Source organism: Cryptosporangium aurantiacum, from assembly GCF_900143005.1.
In the GTDB taxonomy this organism is placed as follows: Bacteria; Actinomycetota; Actinomycetes; order Mycobacteriales; family Cryptosporangiaceae; genus Cryptosporangium; species Cryptosporangium aurantiacum.
Genome location: NZ_FRCS01000004.1, coordinates 147239 through 168596, shown reverse-complemented (window position 1 = coordinate 168596; position 21358 = coordinate 147239). Strand labels below are relative to the sequence as shown.

Here is a 21358-nt window from a genome sequence, read left to right as displayed (position 1 = left end):
CCCGGGGCCAGAGCCGCGGCCCCTCACTCGACCGGATGTCCGTCGATCGTCCAGAAGTGGAATCCGCCGATCATCTCTTTGACCCGGAAACCCAGCTCCGCGAGCCGCAGCGCCGACCGGGTCGACCCGTTGCAGTGCGGCCCGTCGCAGTACGTGACGTAAACGAGCGAGCGGTCGAGCCCGGCGGTGGTCGCCTCGCTGATCGTCCGGGTAGGCAGGTTGACCGCTCCGGGGAGGTGGCCGGCCGCGAACTTCTCCGGCGACCGGGCGTCCACGATGACGAACCCTTCGACGCCGTGGGCCAGGTCGCTCGCAACGTCCGCACAATCGGTTTCGAAGCGGAACCGTTCCGCGAGGCGCGCCACCGCCTCGGTCGGGTCCGCCGCAGGGACGCGGGTGACCAGGCCGCGTAACACGCGGGGCGCGGTCATCGGGGGCCGTCCAACGCGAACCGGCGGACGGCCGACACCCGGCCGCCGAGCTCGACCAGGCCCTCGCCGGTCGGACCGGCGACCAGGACGGACCCGACGCCCTGGTGGATCTCGACCCGTCGCTGCACCTGCCCGACGAGCGCGACCGCCGCCGCGCCGGTGGCCTCGTCCTCGCTGATCCCGAGCGCGACCGGGAACGAGCGGGACCGGACCACGCCTGCGGCCTCGTCGATCCAGGCCCAGACGTACGTGTTGCCCTCGGTGGGCTGCGGGTAGGCGTCGACCTCGGCGGCGCTCGCGAGCTGCCGGAAGTTGATCGGCGGTGCCCATTCGGGGCGTCCGGAGACCCAGGTGAGCTCGGGCTCGTACCGCACGGGCACGGTGCCGGCCGGGGGGCGGAGTGCGGTGGCCGGTGTGCCCTCCTGCGCCAGCAGCCACGCCGTGCCCACCGTGGGGTGACCCGCGAACGGCAGTTCGGCGGCGGGGGTGAAGATGCGGATCGCGCCGGTGGCGGCGTCGTCGACGAAGACCGTCTCGCTGTAGTTGAGCTCGGCTGCGATGCGCTGGCGGTCGGCGTCCGGAACGCGCGCACCGTCCAGGATCACACCGAGCGGGTTGCCTGCCCGACCGTCCGGGCCTGGGAAAACCAGCAGCTCATGCACCTCGATACTCATGGGGCAGAGCATGACGTGCGGGCAGGCCTTCAGTCGAGTGGCAGAGACGCCCACTATCGAAAGTTTTCTGCCATCGGCCGCGCCGCCGATTGTCGGGCCTCAGCTTTACACTCGACGCCGTGGCGGGGCGGATCAGGGACAGCGACATTGCGCTGGTGCGGGAACGGTCGGCGATCGTCGACGTCATCGGTGAGCGGGTGACGCTGCGTCCGGCAGGCGGCGGCACGTTCAAGGGCCTGTGCCCGTTCCATGACGAGAAGACCCCCTCATTCAACGTAAATCCTGCCAAAGGTGTCTACTACTGCTACGGCTGCGCCGAGGGCGGTGACGTCCTCAGCTTCGTGATGAAGACCGAGGTGCTGTCGTTCGCCGAGGCTGTCGAGCGGTTGGCGGCGCGGGTCGGCGTCCAGCTCACCTACACCGAGGCCGGTCCGGCGCCGGTGCGCAACAGTGGCCAGCGCGCCCGGCTGATCGCGGCGCACACCGCGGCAGCGGAGTTCTACGCCGAGCAGCTCGGCACCCGCGAGGCGCTGCCTGCCCGCGAGTTCCTGGCCGCCCGCGGGTTCGGCCCCGACGCGGCCCGGCAGTTCGACTGTGGGTTCGCGCCGATCGGCTGGGACGCGCTGACCAAGCACCTCCGCGGCCGCGGGTTCACGCACGAGGAGCTGGTCACCGGCGGTATCTCCAAGGCGGCCCGGTCGGGCTCGTTGATCGACCGGTTCCGCGGCCGGCTGGTCTGGCCGATCCGCGACCTCGGTGGCGAGGTGATCGGGTTCGGTGCCCGCCGCCTGCTCGACGGGGACGACGGGCCGAAGTACCTCAACACGCCCGAGTCGCCGATCTACAAGAAGTCGCACGTCCTGTACGGGGTCGCGGCTGCGAAGAAGGACATCGCGAAGCAGCAGCGCGCGGTTGTCGTCGAGGGATACACCGACGTGATGGCCTGCCACCTCGCCGGGGTGGGCACCGCGGTCGCCACCTGCGGCACGGCGTTCGGCGCCGACCACATCCAGGTGCTCCGGCGCCTGCTGATGGACCAGGACGAGTTCCGCGGCGAGGTGATCTTCACGTTCGACGGTGACGCCGCCGGGCAGAAGGCCGCGGTGCGCGCGTTCGAGGACGATCAGCGGTTCGTCGCCCAGACGTTCATCGCGGTGTCGCCGCAGAACATGGACCCGTGCGACCTGCGGCTCGCGCACGGCGACTCCGCGGTCCGCGACCTGGTGGCCCGGCGTGAGCCGCTGGTCGCGTTCGTCCTGCGGACGATCCTCGCGCGCTACGACCTCGACACCGTGGAGGGCCGGGTGGCCGCGCTGCGTGCGGCCGCGCCACTGGTCGCCCGCATCAAGGACCGCGCGATGCGGCCCGAGTACGCGCGCAAGCTCGCCGGTGACCTGGGCATGGACCTCGAGCCGGTGCTCAAGGCCGTGAACGAAGCCGCCGGGAAGGCGCAGTCAGGCAAGAACGCGCAGGCCGGGCGAGGCACGCCGGCCGGCCGGGGCACGCAGCCCGGACGCGCGCCGCGGCAGGGCACCTCGCCGGAGGCAGAGTCGGCCGCGCCGGTGAGCCCGGCGGCCGGTGGACGCCCCGATCCGCACGATCGCGCGCTGCTCGTCGAGCGGGAAGCGCTGAAGCTCGCGGTGCAGGAGCCGGTGCTGGCCGGGCCGCTGTTCGACGCGGTCGGCGAGGACGCGTACACCCATCCGTCGTATCGGGCGGTGCGGCGCGCGGTCGCCGCTGTCGGTGGTGCGGTCGCGGGCACGTCCGGCCCGGAGTGGGTGCAGGCGCTGGTGTCACACTGCGAGGGCAGTGACGCCCAGGCACTGGTCGTCGAGTTGGCGGTCGAGCGGTTGTTCAACGACGGTGAGCTCGACCCCCGGTACGTCGCCGCGCAGGTCAACGAGGTGCAGCGGCTGGCCATCGTCCGTCGAGTGGTCGCCGTCAAGTCGAGGCTGCAGCGGGTGAATCCCGTCGACGCCGCGGACGAGTACATGAAGCTGTTCGGCGAGCTGGTCGCCCTCGAACAGTACCTGCACGGCCTGCGGCAACAGGCGATCGGAGGCCTGTAATTCTGTGCTGAATCCCAAGACAGTGCTCGACCGGTTACTGCGCCGGGATGCCCCGCCGGTGACACCGCCGCTGGAGGCGCACGACCGGGTGGTGGCGTGGGCCAACACCGCGGAGGCCGTGGCGGTGGCCAGCACGCAGGCACTCTGGTTGCCGCCCAAGAAGGGCACCGGCGACGGGGCGGAGTGGCATCGGCTCGGCTGGGCGGAGATCCACAAAGCGGTGTGGCGGGACGGGGCGCTCGTCGTCACGCCGGGCGTCGAGATCGAGCCGGGCGTCGTCGCGGACGGGCCCGTGCGCCGGGTGCGGCTCGCCGAGCCACGTGATCTCCCGGCCGAGGTGCAGACCCGGGTGACGCGCAGCGTGGCGTACACCAGTCGCCACGATCTGGGCACCGGTGGCGCTGTGCTGGTGCTGGCCCGCCGGGTGCCGGGCGTTGATGGTTTGACCTGGCAACTCCGGTTCGACGACCCCGCCGACCGCGAGGTGCCGGCCGCCCGCGCCGAGGCCGAAGGACTCCTCGCCGACGCCCGCGCCTCCCGCGCCTGACGCACCGCGCGTCGGCCGAAGGGCTCCTCGCCGAGGCGCGCGCGTCTCGCGCCTGAGACGTCGCGCTTCCGAGTCGGAGGACTCCTCGCCGACGCGCGCGCCTCCCGCGCCTGAGACGTCGCGCTTCCGAGTCGGAGGACTCCTCGCCGACGCGCGCGCCTCCCGCGCCTGAGGCACGCGCTTCCGGGGCACGCGCTGGCCGTGTCGGCTGAAGTGTCGTGCTAATCGGACCGATGGGCCCGGCATCCGAGATGTGTCTCGGATGACGGGACCCTGCACGGTGGGGCGTCTCCCTGAGGTGGAAGCCGGTCACCCGATCGACCATCTGCTTAGAGCCCTGCTTCGCGTCGACCCACGGCGAGGGGCCGGGGAGCGCGGGGCGGGCGCGCGCCTCCGGCGGGGCTCAACCCCAGTGCCAGGCCGACCGCGACGACCGCGATACCGACCCAGACGAGCACGCCCGGCACCGGCTGGCCGAGAGCGATGCCGCTCAGCGCTGCCGCCACCGGCGCGACGCCGGTCAGGAGCCCGGCTCGCCCGGAACCGAGGCGGTCCACGCACGTGTACCAAAGCACGAACGCCAGCGCGGTGACCGCGACCGCGAGGTATCCGACCGCAACCAGCTCGGTGCGGTCCAGGTGCAGTGCGGCGGTCGGCCCCTCGCGCAGGACGCCGATCGCCAGGAACATCAGCGCGGCGATCCAGGTGGTGTGCACCGAGACGCCCCACGGCCGGTGGCGCCCCAGCACGGGCACCGCGAGCAGCGTGAAGCCGGCCTCGCACGCGAACACTACGACGGCCCACACCAGCCCCTGGGTGTCACTGCGTCCGAGTCCCTCGACCAGCGCCGCCCCGCCGGTTACCACCAGCGCCGCGACCAGCACCCGCGCGGTCGGCCGCGCCCCTTCGAGCAGCGGCCCGACCGCGGCCATCACCACCGGCACGCTCGCCACCGCGACGCCGAGCACGGCTGGCTCGGCGTGCTCCGACCCGTAGACCAGCGCGACGTTGAACATCACCATGCCGGTCACCGCGACCCCGCTGAGCCAGAGCCACTCGACGCCGCGCGGTACGACGATTCGCTGCCGGGCGAGGCGCGCGAACACGACGAGCAGTAGGCACGCCAGCCCGTAGCGCACTGCCTGGACGGTGAAGAGCGGGCTGCTCACCAGCAGCGAGGAGACCGCGACGCTGCCGCCGACAAAGACCATGCCGGTGGCGCCGGACGCCGCGGCGGTACGGGTGCCGAGACCGGGACGAGCGAGTACGGAGTTGACCATACGGTCATGCTCGGCGACCCTCGTGGTTCGGTTGAAGGACCATTGAACGCGCGAGAAGGTAGACCAATGTCGTCGGGTTCGGACTTCCTCCAGCTGCGGGCAGCGTCCGCGCCGACCAAGGGACTGACGACCTGGCTGGTCGACGCGGTGCGTGCGGCGGTCGCTGACGGGCGCCTCGTGGCCGGGGCGCGGTTGCCGGCGACCCGGGTGCTCGCGACGGATCTCGGCGTCTCGCGGGGCGTGGTGGTGGAGGCGTACCAGCGGCTCGTCGACGAGGGACTCGCCCAGGCCCGGACCGGCGTCGGCACCGTGATCACCACCCTCCTCACCCCGCCCGCGCCCGGACCGGCCGGGGCTGGCCCGGCCACGCCCGGCCCAGCGACGCCCGACCCGGCCGAGGTCGCGCCCGGGCCGGCGGCGCCCGGCTCGGCCGAGGCCGTGCCCGGCCCCGGCGCGGTGGGCGGCCCGCCGGACAGGGCCGGCGCGTCGACGCCGACCGGGTTTCGGCTGCCGTTGGGCCCGGCGGCCGGGATCGAGTTCGACCTCTCGCCCGGCCGCCCCGACCTCGCCGCGTTCCCGCGCGCCGCCTGGCTCCGCGCCGAGCGAACCGTGCTGGCCACGATGACCAGCACCGACCTCGGTTACGGCGACCCGCGCGGCACGCTCCCGCTCCGCACCGAGCTGGCCGCCTGGCTGGCCCGCACCCGCGGCACCCGCGCCGACCCCGACGATGTCGTGGTCGTGGCCGGCGTGGCCCAGGCGCTCGCACTGGTCGCGCGCATCCTCGGCGCCGGTAGAGCCGTCGCGATCGAGGATCCCGGTTCCCGCGGCGCGCGTGACCAGCTGATCCACTGGGGCATGCACCTACATCCGGTCCCGGTGGACGGCGACGGGCTCCGGATCGACGCGCTGGCCGCGACCGGTGCGCCCATTGTGCTGCTGACCCCGGCTCACCAGTTCCCGACCGGCGTCGTGCTGGCCCCGCAGCGGCGGCGCGAACTGCTCGGCTGGGCCGACGCACACGGCGGCCTGATCCTCGAGGACGATTATGACGCCGAGCACCGGTACGACCGAGCGCCGGTGGCCGCGCTCCAAGCGTCCGCTGCGGACCGCGTCGTCTACATGGGCAGCACGTCCAAGACGCTCGCGCCGGGCATGCGCCTGGGCTGGATGGTCGCGCCGCGCGCGATGCGGGACCACCTGATCGCGGCGAAGCACGCGACCGACCTGGGCAACCCGGCGTTGTCCCAGCTCGTCCTCGCGCACCTCCTGGCCTCCGGCGAGTACGAGCGGCACCTGCGACGGGTCCGGGTCCGCCAGCGCCGCCGCCGGGACGCGCTGCACGCCGCGCTGACCCGGCACCTCCCGGACGCCCGGGTCGAAGGGGTTGCCGCCGGCCTGCACCTGTTGATCTCGCTGCCCGGCGACGTCCCCGACACGGTCCTCGCCGAGAAGGTCGCCGAGGTCGGCGTCCGGGTGCATCCGCTGTCCTGGCACCGGATGGTTCCCGGACCGCCCGGCCTGGTGATCGGTTATGCCGCACATCCCCCGAACCGTCTCGAAGAGGCCGCCCGCAGGATGGGCGCCGGTCTCGCCGCTGTGGTGCGGAGCACGACCGCGAGGTAGGAAGTCGGCATGGCACTCGTCGCAGGCGTCGACTGCTCGACGCAATCCACCAAGGTCCTGATCTGTGATGCCGAGACCGGGGCGGTGGTCCGGCAGGGGCGCGCGCCTCATCCGGACGCGACCGAGGTCGCTCCCGCGGTCTGGTGGGACGCGCTGCGTAGCGCGTCCGACGGGCTGCTGGACGACGTGCAGGCGCTGGCCGTCGGTGGTCAGCAGCACGGCATGGTGACGCTCGACGCGAACGGCGAGGTCGTCCGCCCGGCGCTGCTCTGGAACGACACCCGCTCGGCGGGGGCGGCCACCGACCTGATCGACGAACTCGGCGGCGCCCAGCCCTGGGTGGACGCGGTCGGCGTCGTCCCGGTCGCCAGCTTCACGGTCACCAAGCTGCGGTGGCTCGCCGCGAACGAACCGGACGAGGCCCGCCGCACCGAGCGGGTGGTGCTCCCGCACGACTGGCTGACCTGGAAGCTGTCGACGAACGCGGACCCGACCACCGACCGCGGCGACGCGTCCGGCACCGGCTACTGGTCGGCCGCAACCGGTGAGTACCGTCACGACCTGCTGCGACGTGCGTTCGGCCGGGAGCTGGGCGTGCCGGAGGTCAAGAAGCCCGACGCGATCGTCGGCCATACCCCGGACGGCATCGCGCTGGCCGCGGGCACCGGCGACAACATGGCCGCGGCCCTGGGACTGGGCGCCGGCCCCGGCGACGTCGTCGTCTCGCTGGGGACCAGCGGCACCGTGTTCGCGGTCTCCGAGTCGCCGACCACCGACCCGAGCGGTTACGTCGCCGGCTTCGCCGACGCGACCGGCCGGTTCCTGCCGCTGGTCTGCACGCTGAACGCAGCCCGGGTGTTGACCGCCGCCGCGGACCTGCTCGGCGTCGACCTCGACCGGCTGTCGGAGCTGGCCCTCGCGAGCACGCCCGGCGCTGCCGGGCTGACCCTACTGCCTTATCTGGACGGTGAGCGCACCCCCGATCTGCCCGACGAGACCGGGCGGCTCACCGGCCTGACCCGCGCCAACGCCCGCCCGGAGAACCTCGCACGCGCCGCCGTCGAGGGCATGCTGCTCGGCCTCGCCGACGGTCTGGACGCCGTCCGGCAGCACGGCGTTCCGGTGCGGCGGGCGCTGCTGATCGGTGGCGCGGCGCTCTCGCCCGCGGTGCGCGCGGTCGCGTCCGGCATCCTCGGCGTCCCGGTCGACGTCCCGGCGCCGGGGGAGTACGTGGCGCTCGGCGCGGCCCGGCAGGCCGCGTGGGCACTGTCCGGTGCCGCAGAACCGCCGCAGTGGACGGTTGAGGCGGAACGTGCCCCCGAGGCCACCGAGGACTACTCCGGGGCCCGTGACCGCTACGCCCAGTTTCGGACGGGAGTGCAAGAACTTTCGGTTCGCTCGAACAAAAGTTAGGCGTCTGTGATCCAAAAGAGTCTGGACAGGCATCCCTGAGCGGCCCTACCGTCGTCCCACGCCCTGTGACGGAGGCCACCCCGGCCTCGGACGCTCGGGAAGGCTGCGTTATGACGCCTCGGCCCAGACCGGACAACACCGCTCAGTCCCAGATCCTGCTGACCCTCCGCGACGAGGGGCCCGTGTCCCGGGCCGAGCTCGGCGACCGGCTGGAACTCCCCCGTGCCCGGCTGGCAGCCGAGCTGGGCCGGCTCGCCGAGCTCGGCTTGGCGCGCGACGGTGGTCCGGCCGCGTCCCGGGGCGGCCGCCGGTCGACGCTCGTCGAACTCGACCCCGAGCTGCGGTTCGCCGGTGTCGACCTGGGCGCCACGTCGGTCACCGTCGAGGTCACCGACGCCTCGCTCGAGCCGGTCGCGTCGGTGGAGGAGCCGATCGATATCCGGAGCGGGCCGGAAGCCGTGCTCGACCGCATCGACGACCTGCTCGCCAAGGTGCGCGCCGACGGTCACCTCACCCGGCTCGCCGGGATCGGCCTCGGTGTCCCCGGGCCGGTGAGCTACCGGGACGGCGTCCCGGTGTCGCCGCCGATCATGCCGGGCTGGGATCGCTACCCGGTCCGCGAGGAACTGGCCGGACGCCACGGCTGCCCGGTCGTCGTCGACAACGACGTCAACATCATGGTCGTCGGCGAACGCCGCGGCGGAGTGGCCCGGTCGATCGAGGACCTGCTGTTCGTCAAGGTGGGCACCGGGATCGGCTGCGGGATCGTGGTCGGCGGCCAGGTCTACCGGGGCGTCGACGGGTGTGCGGGCGACATCGGGCACATCCAGGTCGACCCGCACGGCCCGGTCTGCGCGTGCGGCAACGCCGGCTGCCTGGAGGCGGTCTTCGGTGGTGCCGCGCTGGCCAGGGACGCGTTAGCCGCGGCGCGCAACGACACCTCACCGTCGCTCGCCGAGCGCCTGCGGACCCACGGCACGGTCACCGCCGCGGACGTCGGTGCGGGCGCCGTCGAGGGTGACCCGGTCTGCATCGGGCTGATCCGCGACGGTGGGCGCCGCCTCGGCGGTGTGCTGGCCAGCCTGGTGAGTTTCTTCAACCCGTCGATGATCGTGATCGGCGGCGGGCTCGCCGGGCTCGGGCACCTGCTGCTCGCCGAGGTGCGGTCGGTGATCTACCGCCGGTCGCTGCCGCTGGCCACCCGCAACCTGCCGGTGGTGCTGTCCGAGCTGGGGTCGCGCGCCGGGGTGGCCGGAGCGGCCGCGCTGGTCAGCGAACTCGCGTACGGACCGGTGACCCGATGACGCCCGCGACCGGCCGGCCCGACGACAACGGCCGCGGCCCCGATCTCACCCCAGAAACGACTGCCCGCGACGCCAGCCCGGCGGCGGGCGCCACCGGCACAGGCGGCGCGAGCGTTGCTGAGAATCGAGCCGCGCCGCTGCTGCGACTCTCCGGCATCGTCAAGACGTTCCCCGGCGTCCGCGCGCTGGACGGGGTGGACCTCACGGTTCTGCCCGGCGAGGTGCACTGCCTGCTCGGTCAGAACGGGGCAGGCAAGTCGACGCTGATCAAGGTGCTCTCCGGCGCGCACCAGCCGGACGAGGGCTCGATCGAGTGGCTCGGCGAGCCGGTGCGGTTCACCAAACCGACCGCTGCGTTACGCGCCGGGCTCGCGACGATCTACCAGGAGCTGGACCTCGTCGACGACCTCACGGTCGCGGAGAACGTGTTCCTCGGGCACGAGCCGCGCCGGCTCGGGTTCAGCAGCCGCGGGGTGGCCCGTCGGCGCGCCAGGGAACTGCTGGCCCGGCTCGGCCACGGCGAGATCCCGGTCGGACGCGAGGTCGGCCGGCTGCCCGCCGCGGGCAAGCAGATCGTCAGCATGGCCCGTGCGCTCTCGCACGACGCCCGGCTGATCATCATGGACGAGCCGTCCGCGGTGCTGGCCCACGACGAGGTCGAGAACCTGTTCCGGGTCATCCGGGACCTGACCTCCGCCGGTGTCGCGGTCATCTACATCTCGCACCGGCTGGCCGAGATCCGGGACATCGGCGACCGGGTCACGATCCTCAAGGACGGCCGGACCGTCGCCGTGAACCTCCCGGCCCGGACGACGCCCACCGCTGAGGTGGTGCGGCTGATGACGGGCCGGAACGTCGAGTACGTCTTCCCGGCCCGGCGCGGCGATCGGGCCGACGCCCCCTCCGCAGCGCCCGGCGATACAGCTCCGGCGAGCGGCGATTCCACCGGGGCGCGGGAGGATGCCTCCGCGGAACGCGGCGACACGGCCGCGGCGCGCGATGCCGCAGCGACGCGGGATGGTACGGCTGCGACGCCTCGAGTCGAGACGGCCGCGGTACGTGCCGGTGTGGTGCGCGGGCCGGAGGCGGCTGCGCCGCTGCTGCGCGTCACCGGGCTGGGGCGGCCGGGGGAGTTCGAGGGGATCTCGTTCAGCGTCCGGGCGGGCGAGATCGTCGGGTTGGCCGGGCTGGTCGGCGCCGGTCGCTCGGAGATCCTGGAAGCCGTCTACGGCGCCCGGAAATCCGCCACCGGCACCGTCGAGGTTGACGGCAAGACGCTGCGCCGCGGCAGCGTGCAGGCCGCCGTCGCCGCGGGGATGGGGCTCGCCCCCGAGGAGCGCAAGAGCCAGGCGCTGCTGCTCGGCGAGCCGGTGTACCGCAACGTCGCGCTGGCGTCGCTGCGGCGGTTCTCCCGGCTCGGATTCCTGCGACGCGGCTTGGAACGCGCGGAAGTGAGTGCGGTGACCAGTTCGCTGGACCTCCGCCCGGCCGATCCGCGCCGCGTCATGCGCACGCTCTCCGGCGGCAACCAGCAGAAGGCCGTCGTTTCGCGCTGGCTGCTGGGCCGGACCCGCCTGCTGTTGCTCGACGAACCGACCCGTGGCGTCGACATCGGAGCGCGCGCCGAGCTGTACGCGCTGATCCGGTCCCTGGCCGACCAGGGCGTCGGCGTGCTGATGGTCTCCAGCGAAGTACCCGAAGTACTCGGCCTCGCCGACCGCGTCCTGGTCGTGCGGGAAGGACACGTGGTGCACGAAGCCCCGGCGTCCGAACTCACCGAAGCACAGGTTCTCGACCTCGTCATGGCCGGGGAACGCGTCACCACCGGCCGCTGACCCGCCCCAACCGTCCCCGCGCGCACCCGGCTCGGCCGACCTCCGGCCACCACCGTGTGCGACGGCACCGCTACTGAAGAACGATCCGCCGCCACCGCATTGGAGCGAGGCGCTCATGACCGATCCCTCTACGAGACCAACGGCCGACCCGTCGGCCACCGCGTCCGCCACCGCCGTACCGCCCGCCGACGAGCACGCCCGGGTCGAAGCGGCCGCGGCCAAACCGACGGCCCAGGCCAGCCCGATCCGCACCTGGCTGGCGGCGCTGTCGGAGGGCGGCGCCACCCGCAACATCGGGTTGATCGTCGCGCTGGTCATCCTCTGCATCGTCGGTCTGGTCACCGCCGACACGTTCGCGACCACCGGCAACGTCCGCACGATCCTCACCAACGCCTCGGTGATCGGCGTCGTCACGGTCGGCATGACGTTCGTGATCATCGGCGGCGGCATCGACCTCTCGGTCGGTTCGATCGTCGGACTCGCCTCGGTCTGGTGCACCACCGTCGCCACCCAGTCCTACGGACCGTTCGTCATGGTGCTCTGCGCGCTGCTCGTCGGGCTGATCGTCGGCCTGATCAACGGCGCGCTCATCGCCTACGGACGACTCGTGCCGTTCATCGTGACGCTCGGCATGCTGATCGGCGCCCGCGGACTGGCCCAGCAGATCGCCAACCTGCAAACCCAGGTCGTCACCCAGCAGTCGTTCAACCGGATCGCCGACGGGTCACTGCTCGGCGTCCCGTACCTGGTCTGGTTGTTGCTCGGCACGTTCGCGATCGGCTGGGTCGTACTCAACCTGACCACGTTCGGCCGCCGCACGGTCGCGGTCGGCGGCAACCCCGAGGCCGCGCGGCTGGCCGGCATCGACATCCGCCTGCACACGGCGTTGCTCTACGGGGTGTCCGGGCTCTGCTGCGGCCTGGCCGCGGTGATGCTCACCGCGCAGACCGCCTCCGGCTCGTCCACGAACGGCCAGAACTACGAGTTGGACGCTATTGCCGCGGTCATCATCGGCGGAACGCTCCTCACCGGTGGCCGGGGCACGCTGGTCGGCACGTTCCTCGGCGTGCTGGTGTTCACGCTGATCACGAACCTGTTCATCCTGAACAACCTGTCCACGCCGGTTCAGAACCTGGCGAAGGGCCTGATCATCATCGGCGCCGTGCTGCTGCAGAGGCGCCGTGCCGAAACCTCGACCTAGCGCACCCCGCTCGACGTCGGCTCTACCCGAAATCCCGTTCACCCACCGCGGTTCAGCACACCCACGGTGGTTCGCCCGCACGCGTAATTCTCAAAGGAGAGAACCATGAGTGACGTCATCAGTGGCCCGCGTAGCGGGCTCCGGCGCCGCAGCTTCCTGCTCGGCGGGGCCGCCGTGGGTGCGACCGTGCTGGCGGCCGGCTGCACGTCGAACGACTCCGGAGACGACAACAACGAGACGAACACCAAGGCGGTCGGCGGGGACAACGCCGCCAAGGGCACCCAGGTGACGATCGGGTTCTCGGCGCCGCAGGCCGACCACGGCTGGATCGGTGCGATCGCGAAGAACGCGGAGGCGCAGGCCAAGCAGTTCGAGGACGTCACGTTCGAGCCGGTGGAGCCGACCAACGACGTGGCGGCGCAGATCGCGGCGATCGAGACGCTGATCACCAAGAAGGTCAACGTCCTGGTCGTGCTGCCGAACGACGGCAAGCAGCTCACGGCCGTGGCGCGGAAAGCAATGGACGCCGGGATCCCGGTCGTGAACCTGGACCGGATCTTCGACAGCCCGCTCGCGTATCGGACGTGGATCGGTGGGGACAATTACGGCATGGGTGTCTCTGCGGGTCACTACATCGGAGCGCGGGTGAAGCAGGCGAACAGGTCCAACCCGGTGATCGCCGAGGTGGCCGGCATCGACTCGTTGCCGCTCACCCAGGACCGCAGCCGGGGCTTCAAGGACGCGCTGGCCACCTACGGACTCCGGGTGACGAACCGCGTCGCGGCGGAGTTCACGGTGGCCTCGGGGCAACAGGTCACCTCGAACCTGCTGCAGGCGGCGCCGAGGATCGACGCGATCTGGAACCACGACGACGACCAGGGCCTCGGTGTGCTGGCGGCGATCCGGCAGGCCAACCGCAGCGAGTTCTTCATGGTGGGCGGCGCCGGCTCGCTGGACGCGATGGAGGCGATCAAGGCCGACAACTCGGTGCTCAAAGCGACCGTGACGTACAGCCCGAGCATGGCGTCGTCGGCGATCTCGATCGCACGGCTGATCGGCCAGAAGAAGGGCTTCTCCGACCTGGTCGAGAACGACGTCCCCGCGCACATCACGCTGGCCTCGGCCACCGTGACGAAGGAGAACGTCGACCAGTACATGTCCACCGGGTTCCGGTCGTGACTGGGAAGCTCGACCTGGGCGTCGGCATGGTGGGGTACGCGTTCATGGGCGCGGTGCACTCCCAGGCTTGGCGCACCGTCGGCCACGTGTTCGACCTGCCGGTCGAGGTCCGGATGGCAGCCATCGGCGGGCGCGACCCGGTGGCGGTGAAGGCGGCGGCCGATCGGCACGGGTGGTCCGCGGCCGAGACCGACTGGCGGACGCTGATCGCGCGCGACGACGTGCAGATCGTCGACATTTGTACGCCGGGGGACACGCACGCCTCGATCGCCATCGAGGCGTTGCGAGCGGGCAAGCACGTCATTTGTGAGAAGCCGCTCGCGAACACCGTGTCGGAGGCCTCCGCGATGGCCGAAGCGGCTGCGGAGGCCGCCACTCGGGGCGTGCGCTCGATGGTGGCCTTCAACTACCGGCGGGTGCCGGCGTTGGCGTACGCGCGGTCGCTTGTCAAAGCTGGCCGGATCGGGACGTTGCGCCATGTCCGTGCCGCTTACCAGCAAGACTGGCTCGTCGACCCGTCGGCGCCGCTGACCTGGCGGATGCAGAAGGAGCGGGCGGGGTCCGGGGCGCTCGGTGACATCGCGGCGCACATCGTCGACGCGGCGCAGTTCGTCGTCGGTGACGTGTTGTCCGGGGTCAGCGGGTTGACCGAGACGTTCGTGCGGTCCCGTCCGCTCTCCGGCGGCTCAGGGTTGTCGGCGGCGGTCGGGGGCTCCGGCGTCGGCGAGGTGACCGTGGATGACGCGGCCGTGTTCTTCGGCCGGTTCGTGGGCGGCGGCATCGCGACGTTCGAGGCGACGCGGTTCGCGACCGGGCGGAAAAACGCGATGCAGCTGGAAATCTACGGGTCGGACGGCGGCATCCGGTTCGACTTCGAGCGGATGAACGAGCTGCTGTTCTTCGACGGCTCTCAGCCCGCCGAGGAGGCGGGCTACCGCCGGGTGCTGGTGACCGAACCGGAGCACCCGTACCTGGGGGCATGGTGGCCGCCCGGGCACCCGCTGGGGTACGAGCACACGTTCACGCACGAGTTCCGGGATTTCCTGGTGGCTGTTGCCGAGGATGCTGATCCGTCGCCCTCGTTCGCCGATGGGCTGCAGGTGCAGAAGGTCCTGGCGGCGGTCTCGTTGAGCGCCGAGTCTGGTTCTGGATGGGTGGTGGTCTGACATGCCGAGGCCCGTGACGCTGTTCACCGGTCAGTGGGCGGATTTGCCGTTCGAGGAGGTGTGCAAGCTCGCGTCCGGATGGGGGTACGACGGGCTCGAGATCGCGTGCTGGGGTGACCATTTCGACGTCAGCCTGGCGGTTTCCGACCCGTCGTACGTAGCCTCCCGGCGGGAGATCCTGAAGCGGTACGGGCTGCAGGTCTGGGCGATCTCGAACCACCTGACCGGGCAGGCAGTCTGTGATCACCCGATCGACGAGCGTCACCAGGCGATCGTGTCGCCGGCGATCTGGGGAGACGGAGACCCCGAAGGGGTGCGTTCTCGGGCCGCTTCCGCATTGAAGGACACGGCGCGGGCCGCCCGGGCCTTGGGGGTGGACACCGTCGTCGGGTTCACCGGGTCCTCGATCTGGCACACGGTGGCGATGTTCCCGCCGGTGCCGCAGTCGATGATCGATCGCGGGTATCAGGACTTCGCTGATCGATGGAACCCGATCCTCGACGTGTTCGACGCCGAGGGGGTGCGCTTCGCCCACGAGGTACACCCCTCGGAGATCGCCTATGACTACTGGTCGACGGTGCGAGCGTTGGAGGCCGTGGACCACCGGCCGGCGTTCGGGCTGAACTTCGATCCGTCGCACTTCGTCTGGCAGGACTTGGATCCGGTCGGGTTCCTCTGGGACTTCAAGGATCGGATCTATCACGTGGACTGCAAGGAGTCGGTGAAGCAGTTCAATGGGCGGAACGGGCGTCTCGGGTCGCACCTGCCGTGGGGTGACCCGCGGCGCGGCTGGGACTTCGTGTCGACGGGGCACGGGGACGTCCCGTGGGAACCGGTGTTCCGGATGCTGAACTCGATCGGGTACTCCGGGCCGATTTCGATCGAGTGGGAAGACGCCGGGATGGATCGCCTCGTCGGGGCGCCGGATGCGTTGGCGTTCGTGCGGAAGCTGGTGGCGATCGAGCCGCCGGAGGCCTCGTTCGACGCGGCGTTCACCTCGGGGCGCTGAGGAGGCGGTTCTTGGGCGGGGCGGTTTTTGGGCGGGCGGTTTTGGGCGGGGCGCCTTAGGGGCGCGCCGTCCGTCCGGGGCGGGCCTCTCGCCGGGCCGTCCGTCCGGGGCGGGCTGTGCGTCCGGGGGTGGGCCGTGAGCCCGGGGGTGGGCCGGGCGTCCCGGGGTGCGCCGTCCGTCCGGGTGGGCCTCTCGGCGGGCCGTCCGTTCGGGGCGGGCCGTCCGCTTGGCTCGCGCCGCCCGTCCCTGTCAGGGTCGTCGCGGATTGACGACTTTTGGGCCTCTAACGGCGCGTTAGAGGCCCAAAAGTCGTCGCTTTCCGTGGGAACACCACGAGGGCCCAGCCGTCTTACGGCTGGGCCCTCGTCGTGGTGCGGCCTTAGCTGATGGCGCCGTTCGAGCCGGCCGGCCGCGGCGTGCTAGCCGACGGCGTACCGGTCGCCGGGCCCGCAGTCACGGTCGGCGACGGGCTCGACGACGAGCCGAGCAGGCTGTTCACCTTGGCGCCGATCGCGGTGTTCCCCAGCTTGTCGTTCGCGATGTCCTTCGCGCTGGTGACCAGGCCACCGGCCTGGGCCTGGATCGCGCCGGCCGCTTCCTGCACGGTCGGGTTCTCCTTGACCTTGGCGGCGGTGCGGCGGATCTGCTCGTACCGCTCACGGCCTGCCTTCGTGCCCAGCACGTAGCCGATGCCAACACCGGTGAGGAAGAGCAGCTTGTTGCGCATGTCGACTCCTGAAGTCGGCTTCCGGGTGGTTGCCAGTAGTTCCCAAGTGATGCCCGACGGGTGTCTATCCCACACCCGTCCTACCAAACCGGTGCAGCCCTGTGGTTCCCTCGTGGTGGCCACCGCCGGGTGGGTGACCGGTGTCGGCGAGCACCAACCGGCATGTTGTAGGCTTGCCCAGGCACGTCGCCGAGAGGTGGCGCAGGCCGGAGTATTCCCCCGTAGCTCAATTGGCAGAGCATTCGACTGTTAATCGAAGGGTTACTGGTTCGAGTCCAGTCGGGGGAGCAGCTACCAGCGGAAACGCCGTCAGGCCCACCTCATCCGGGTGGGTTTTTGACATTTTACTGACAGTTTTCTCTAGAACTTGCACCGCCGTTGGGCGGTCCCGGCGGTCAGCCCGGAAGCCGCCCCTGGTGATGCGAACCGTGATGGCGGCGGCGGTCGAGTCCGCAGCCGCGGGACGTTATCGGAGCAGGGGCATGAGAACGCCGTCGACGATCTGTGCGATGTCATCGCTACTGATCGGGCGATCGTGGACGACTCCCCAGTGGACGAGAAGGGCGATGGCGGCGGAGACCGCGATCGCGTTTCCATCCTGCGGGAGGTTCGGTCGGGCGGGCAGGTCGCCACGCTGCACCGCGTGGTCCAGCACACCTGCGAGAGCCTGGTGCAAGGATTCGACGTAGCGCACTCGGATGAGGCTGCACAGCTCCGGCTCCTGGCGAGCCGTGTCCAGCAGGGCCGAGACCAGGTCGACCCGAGAAGTGTCCTGGCTCCCGATGGCGCTGACCAGCGTGGCGTTGAGTTCCTCTCGCAACTGCCCGCTCCCGATGATGACCGGCACGACGTCGTCGGTGAGCCCCGCGTTGCCGAGGGCTTCCGCGGCGAGTTCGGCGCGGGACTGCCAGCGTCGATACACAGTCGCCTTGCCCACCCCGGCTCGGGCCGCGGCCTTGTCCATCGTTAAGGCCGGGTAGCCGCCCTCGGCGAGAAGCTCCGTTGCCGCGCGCAGGATCTTGGCGTCCCGGGCGGGATCGCGTGGCGGACCGGAGACGCCGGGGGGCCGTCGCAGTTGCGCGCCGGGTTCGGACATGTCTGCTCTCCTCGTGCACTGGGACCGTCTTGTATCGAGTCTATCCGGGTGTTACTGTCCGCTACATACCCGGAACATTAGCGTCTCGGGTTGTGGAATGCGCGATTCGTCAGCGAGGTATCCCAGTGAAAGCCGTAGGTTTCACCGAGTTCGGCGGCCGTGAGGTCATGCGGGTGCTGGACCTGCCCGAACCGCACGCGGGACCGGGCAAAGTGCGGATCAAGGTGGCCGCCGCCGCAGTCCACCCGGCCGACGCCAACATTCGGCGCGGGATCTCTGCCAAATACGACCCCGAGGCGAACCCGCCCTCGGAGGTCTATGTCGTGGGCTGGGAGGTCGCCGGGACGATCGATGAGGTCGGAGAGGGCGCTCGTCCGGAGCTGACCCTCGGCGCCGAGGTGATCGCGGTGACGGAACCGAAGCTGGACCTGGGCGGGCAGGCGGAGTACGTGGTCGTGCCGGTGGAGTCGGTGGTCCGTGCCCCGAAGGGGGTCGACCTGACGGCGGCCTCGACTCTGCTGATGGCCGCGCTGACCGCGCAGATGGGCTTGGACGCGCTGGGCCTGCCCGCGGGAGCGACGGTGGCGGTGACCGGTGCCGCCGGCGGGATCGGTGGTTACGCCGTGCAGCTGGCCAAGGCGGCCGGGCTGACGATCATCGCCGATGCGGCGGACAAGGACCGTGACCTCGTCTCGAGCCTGGGCGCCGATCACGTGGTCCCGCGTGGGGACGGATTCGTCGACGGGGTGCGCCGGCTGCGCCCCGAGGGTGCGGACGGGGTCATCGACGGCGGGTCGATGGACGCGGCGGTGGCCGGGGCAGTGCGCGACGGCGGCGGGATCGCGACGTTCAAGGGGTATACCGGCGACACCGACCGGGGCGTGCGCTGGTCGTTCGTCTCTGTATACGACCGCATGCGGGACACGGCAGCCCTGACGAAACTGCGTGACCAGGCCGAGTCCGGGGAGCTCCGGCTCCGCGTCGCCGGGACGTACCCGATCGACCAGGTCGCCGAAGCACAGCGGCTCGTCGAAGAGGGCGGGGTGCGGGGGCGACCCGTACTGGTGTTTTAAGTGGGTTCTTCGCGCCCCGAGCTGTCTGAACGAGATCAACCGAAAGTAGGACTTTGAAGTGACTGAAGACAAAAAGACCAGAGTGCTGGTTACCGGGGCAACCGGAATGCAGGGGGGCGCTGTTGTCCAGGCGCTACTTCGCGGAGGTCACTCGGTGACGGCGTTCGTGCGGAATCCCGAATCGGCGGCGGCACAAGCGCTCGCTCGGCAGGGCGTTGCCCTCGCGACCGGGAACCTCGAAGACCTTGCGTCCCTGGAGGCTGCCAGCGCCGGACACGACGTCGTGTTCTCCGTTCAGCTAGCAGGCGTTGACCCCGCCGATCCCGGCGCCGAACAGCGCCAGGCCGGCAACATCGCCACTGCGGCCAAGCGAGCCGGCATCCGCCAGATCATCCACACGTCCGTGTCGGGAACAGGCTGGCGCAGCCAGCACCCGGGCTACGAACAGGCCGACCTCTTCAAGGCGTACTGGGACGGTAAAGAAGCCGCCGAGGCCGCGGTCCGGCAGTCGGGCATCGACCGCTGGACCATCGTCAAGCCCGCCTACTACATGGACAACTTCCTCCCGGGCAAACGCGAGGACATGCACCCCCAGCTGCATCGGCTGCCTGAGGGCACGCTGGTGGCCACGACCATCCCGCGGACCGTGCTGGCACTCATCAATGCGGACGACTTCGGAGCTGCTGTCGCCGCCGCCGTGGCCAACCCCGACAAGTTCCACGAAGCCGAGATCGAGTTCGCCGGTGACACGTTGACCTACCCCGAGATCGCCGACACCATCTCCGCGGTCGCCAACCGCACGATCACCGCCGTCTTTGTTCCCCCGGAAGAGTTCGAGCAAATTCGCGGCGCAACGCAGGAAGCGCGAACCTGGGACGACCTCGTCGGCTACCCCGCACGCCCCCACCACGCGGCTCGCTACGGTCTGACCACCACGACACTCAAGCAGTGGGCAGCGCGGCAGGACTGGCGCGTCGCAGAGGCGTGACCCCCGGACGGCCTGCTCCTGGGTTGCGTCAGGGCGAATATGACACGTCGCCCAGAAGCCGGCCCGCGAGCGCTGGAGGCCGGGAACCTCGACGGCGCTCGACGTGACGGGAGCCGCTTCACCGGCGCGGCCTGTCTAGCCTCATCCCGGCCTGGCCTATATCGGCTTGGAGTGGCAGCGCAGCTTCGCGTCCGCGACCATTCGCGGTGTCGGCCGACGCTGAGTACGGCGTATGCCACTTCCAAATGGAGAGCGCGGAGACCCGGACGAGGCAATTGACGGTTACGGCAAGTCCCGGCCGCCCGAAGCGGGTCTTCCGGTGGCCCGGCCTCGACCGCCCTGGTGCCGCGACCGGGTGCGCGGGATCAGGGCGTTTGCGCCCGTCATCGGGCCGGGACCGAAGACGGGCTGTTCAGGTCGGCCGTTGTACCCCGCCCAGAGAAACGCCAAGTGAGATGAGCAGTAGTGCAGCGGTGCGTTCGGCGGCGTCGTGGCCTTCCGGCGTGAGCAGGGGCGCACAGCCGGTCTGGTCGAGTTGCTGGACAACGATCGCGACTACGACCGATCGGGTGAGCCAGGATCTCCCGCTCGTCTTCCAACTCACGGACCCGTCGGCGCAGCGCGGCGTTCTCCTCTTCCACCGCACCGGACGCCGGCCCGTGCGCCGTTGCTGATGGCCGCGAACGGCCGGTCTCACCGCGTCGCTGGTCATCCAGCCGCACCCAGTTGCGCAGTGTCTCCCGGTTGATGCCTAGGTCGTCGGCGATCTGGGCGATCGTCGCCTCGGGCCTAGACCGGTACAACGCGACCGCGTCGGCCTTGAACTGCGCCGGATAGTGCTTGTTCACCATCGTGCTCAAGGACTCCTGTCCACCAGGACCACGGAGGCCCATGGTTCAGGTGTCCAAGATCAGGGGGCAAGGCCCTGTGATGATGTCGGCGAAAAGAACGCTGTTGAGGAGCAGCGTCGGAACGCGGCGGTCGACTAACCGATGCTGGGCGAGATCCAGCGTCGTTGTACCGCGCTGATGGCGACGTCAGCTCCGTGAACTGCAATCGCAATTCTCATTTGGCAAGTATGGTCCACTGAGTTTGAGCCGTCACAGCCGCGTTGGCGCTTCTTACCGTTGGACGTGGAACGTGACACCTGGAAGACGATCGAGAGCCGTTGCGCTGCTCTGGATGGGCAATGCGCCCCTTAACGACGAAGACTCATGCGGCTGCGATGTCGAGGGCTTCGAGGACGGGTGCGGCGCCGGTGTTCGTGATGTCGCGGCCGTAGTAGTTGTCTTCGGTCATGCTGACCTGTTGTGCCCGAGCTGATCGGCCGTCGCCCTGCTGGTGAGCCCAGCCTCCTTCATGATTGTGGCGACGGTCTTGCGGAAGACGTGGCTGGTGACCCAGTCGTACCCACACCAGGCGAAGGCTTCCTTGAGGCCACGGTCGTCGGCAAGCCCGCGCCTGCTTCGAATCCGCGCTGGCCGACCTCGACGTCGAGCCCGCGAACGCGCTGATGGTCGGAGACGACGTCGACTCCACGTCCTCGCGGCACAGGCCGTCGGCGTCACCGGGGTGTTGGTCCGGACCGGCAAGTTCACAGCGGACGCGCTCGAGCGGCCGGAGGGATCGCCCGATCACGTCGTCGACTCGTTCGCCGACGTACCGGCGCTGCTCGACCTCTGGTGACACAGCCGGGTCCGCTCCAGACTCCTTCTGCTCGCGCCGTCGGTGCATGGCGGC

Annotated in this window: 19 protein-coding genes, 1 tRNA gene and 1 pseudogene; 15 read left to right on the top strand and 6 right to left on the bottom strand. The window is 70.8% G+C overall.

All coding sequences use genetic code 11. The annotated features are described in order from the left end of the window. Positions 1 to 23: 23 nt before the first annotated feature. The gene (locus tag BUB75_RS15160; protein ID WP_073257617.1) at positions 24 to 431 is read right to left on the bottom strand and encodes a rhodanese-like domain-containing protein; all 408 of its coding nucleotides are present in this window, start codon (positions 429 to 431) and stop codon (positions 24 to 26) included. Continuing rightward, positions 428 to 1105 carry a PhzF family phenazine biosynthesis protein gene (locus tag BUB75_RS15155; RefSeq protein ID WP_218617532.1) on the bottom strand — a complete coding sequence of 226 codons (678 nt, stop codon included), beginning with the start codon at positions 1103 to 1105 and terminating at the stop codon, positions 428 to 430. Before BUB75_RS15155 ends, BUB75_RS15160 begins: the two co-directional genes overlap by 4 nt. 119 nt (positions 1106 to 1224) lie before the next feature. Here BUB75_RS15155 and dnaG point away from each other — a divergent pair, with 119 nt between their 5' ends. After that, positions 1225 to 3174 (top strand): DNA primase, encoded by a 1950-nt coding sequence (gene dnaG / locus BUB75_RS15150; protein WP_084741200.1) that lies wholly within the window; start codon positions 1225 to 1227, stop codon positions 3172 to 3174. Between the two features lie 4 nt (positions 3175 to 3178). Continuing rightward, positions 3179 to 3721: a hypothetical protein gene (locus tag BUB75_RS15145; RefSeq protein ID WP_218617531.1), complete on the top strand. Its 543-nt coding sequence runs from the start codon at positions 3179 to 3181 to the stop codon at positions 3719 to 3721. A gap of 329 nt (positions 3722 to 4050) precedes the next feature. Here the strand turns inward: BUB75_RS15145 and BUB75_RS15140 are convergent, their stop codons facing one another. Next, complete coding sequence (locus BUB75_RS15140; RefSeq protein ID WP_073257609.1) at positions 4051 to 5001, bottom strand: DMT family transporter; 951 nt, start codon at positions 4999 to 5001, stop codon at positions 4051 to 4053. 66 nt (positions 5002 to 5067) lie between these two features. On the opposite strand from BUB75_RS15140, the gene pdxR reads away from it, so the two are divergent. The 8 genes from pdxR (at position 5068) to BUB75_RS15100 (ending at position 15734) form a co-directional block, all read left to right on the top strand. Further along, positions 5068 to 6627: a MocR-like pyridoxine biosynthesis transcription factor PdxR gene (gene pdxR / locus BUB75_RS15135; RefSeq protein WP_073257607.1), complete on the top strand. Its 1560-nt coding sequence runs from the start codon at positions 5068 to 5070 to the stop codon at positions 6625 to 6627. A 9-nt stretch (positions 6628 to 6636) separates the two neighbouring features. Next, positions 6637 to 8040 carry a xylulokinase gene (xylB, locus tag BUB75_RS15130; RefSeq protein ID WP_073257606.1) on the top strand — a complete coding sequence of 468 codons (1404 nt, stop codon included), beginning with the start codon at positions 6637 to 6639 and terminating at the stop codon, positions 8038 to 8040. 110 nt (positions 8041 to 8150) lie between these two features. After that, a complete protein-coding gene (locus BUB75_RS15125) occupies positions 8151 to 9344 on the top strand; it encodes an ROK family transcriptional regulator (RefSeq protein WP_073257605.1) in 1194 nt (397 codons plus the stop codon). Further along, entirely contained in the window at positions 9341 to 11179 is a 1839-nt protein-coding gene (locus tag BUB75_RS15120; RefSeq protein WP_084741199.1) for a sugar ABC transporter ATP-binding protein, read from the top strand. The genes BUB75_RS15125 and BUB75_RS15120 overlap by 4 nt, the downstream gene beginning before the upstream one ends. A gap of 115 nt (positions 11180 to 11294) precedes the next feature. After that, entirely contained in the window at positions 11295 to 12380 is a 1086-nt protein-coding gene (locus tag BUB75_RS15115; protein WP_084741197.1) for an ABC transporter permease, read from the top strand. Between the two features lie 105 nt (positions 12381 to 12485). Further along, positions 12486 to 13559, top strand: coding sequence for a substrate-binding domain-containing protein (locus tag BUB75_RS15110; RefSeq protein WP_073257603.1), 1074 nt, complete (start codon positions 12486 to 12488; stop codon positions 13557 to 13559). Positions 13560 to 13585: 26 nt separating this feature from the next. Beyond that, positions 13586 to 14725: a Gfo/Idh/MocA family protein gene (locus BUB75_RS15105; protein WP_073258412.1), complete on the top strand. Its 1140-nt coding sequence runs from the start codon at positions 13586 to 13588 to the stop codon at positions 14723 to 14725. Between the two features lies 1 nt (position 14726). Continuing rightward, positions 14727 to 15734, top strand: coding sequence for a sugar phosphate isomerase/epimerase family protein (locus tag BUB75_RS15100; RefSeq protein WP_073257601.1), 1008 nt, complete (start codon positions 14727 to 14729; stop codon positions 15732 to 15734). A gap of 379 nt (positions 15735 to 16113) precedes the next feature. On the opposite strand, the gene BUB75_RS15095 is transcribed toward BUB75_RS15100, so the two are convergent. Continuing rightward, entirely contained in the window at positions 16114 to 16461 is a 348-nt protein-coding gene (locus tag BUB75_RS15095; RefSeq protein WP_073257599.1) for a hypothetical protein, read from the bottom strand. A 215-nt stretch (positions 16462 to 16676) separates the two neighbouring features. Between BUB75_RS15095 and BUB75_RS15090 the strand changes: the two genes are divergently transcribed. Continuing rightward, positions 16677 to 16749 (top strand) — tRNA-Asn (locus BUB75_RS15090). A gap of 178 nt (positions 16750 to 16927) precedes the next feature. On the opposite strand, the gene BUB75_RS15085 is transcribed toward BUB75_RS15090, so the two are convergent. After that, a complete protein-coding gene (locus BUB75_RS15085) occupies positions 16928 to 17557 on the bottom strand; it encodes a TetR/AcrR family transcriptional regulator (RefSeq protein ID WP_073257597.1) in 630 nt (209 codons plus the stop codon). Between the two features lie 125 nt (positions 17558 to 17682). On the opposite strand from BUB75_RS15085, the gene BUB75_RS15080 reads away from it, so the two are divergent. The 3 genes and pseudogenes from BUB75_RS15080 to BUB75_RS48830 all read left to right on the top strand — a co-directional run. Further along, positions 17683 to 18630 carry an NADP-dependent oxidoreductase gene (locus BUB75_RS15080; protein ID WP_073257595.1) on the top strand — a complete coding sequence of 316 codons (948 nt, stop codon included), beginning with the start codon at positions 17683 to 17685 and terminating at the stop codon, positions 18628 to 18630. A 58-nt stretch (positions 18631 to 18688) separates the two neighbouring features. After that, positions 18689 to 19618 (top strand): NmrA family NAD(P)-binding protein, encoded by a 930-nt coding sequence (locus BUB75_RS15075; protein WP_143175221.1) that lies wholly within the window; start codon positions 18689 to 18691, stop codon positions 19616 to 19618. A 113-nt stretch (positions 19619 to 19731) separates the two neighbouring features. Next, a pseudogene (locus tag BUB75_RS48830) lies at positions 19732 to 19841 on the top strand (FAD-dependent oxidoreductase); the annotation flags it as partial. Between the two features lie 160 nt (positions 19842 to 20001). On the opposite strand, the gene BUB75_RS44235 reads toward BUB75_RS48830, so the two are convergent. Continuing rightward, positions 20002 to 20469: a transposase gene (locus BUB75_RS44235; protein WP_084741195.1), complete on the bottom strand. Its 468-nt coding sequence runs from the start codon at positions 20467 to 20469 to the stop codon at positions 20002 to 20004. Between the two features lie 721 nt (positions 20470 to 21190). Here BUB75_RS44235 and BUB75_RS48825 point away from each other — a divergent pair. Then, positions 21191 to 21304 carry an HAD hydrolase-like protein gene (locus BUB75_RS48825; protein ID WP_218617529.1) on the top strand — a complete coding sequence of 38 codons (114 nt, stop codon included), beginning with the start codon at positions 21191 to 21193 and terminating at the stop codon, positions 21302 to 21304. Positions 21305 to 21358: the final 54 nt, after the last annotated feature.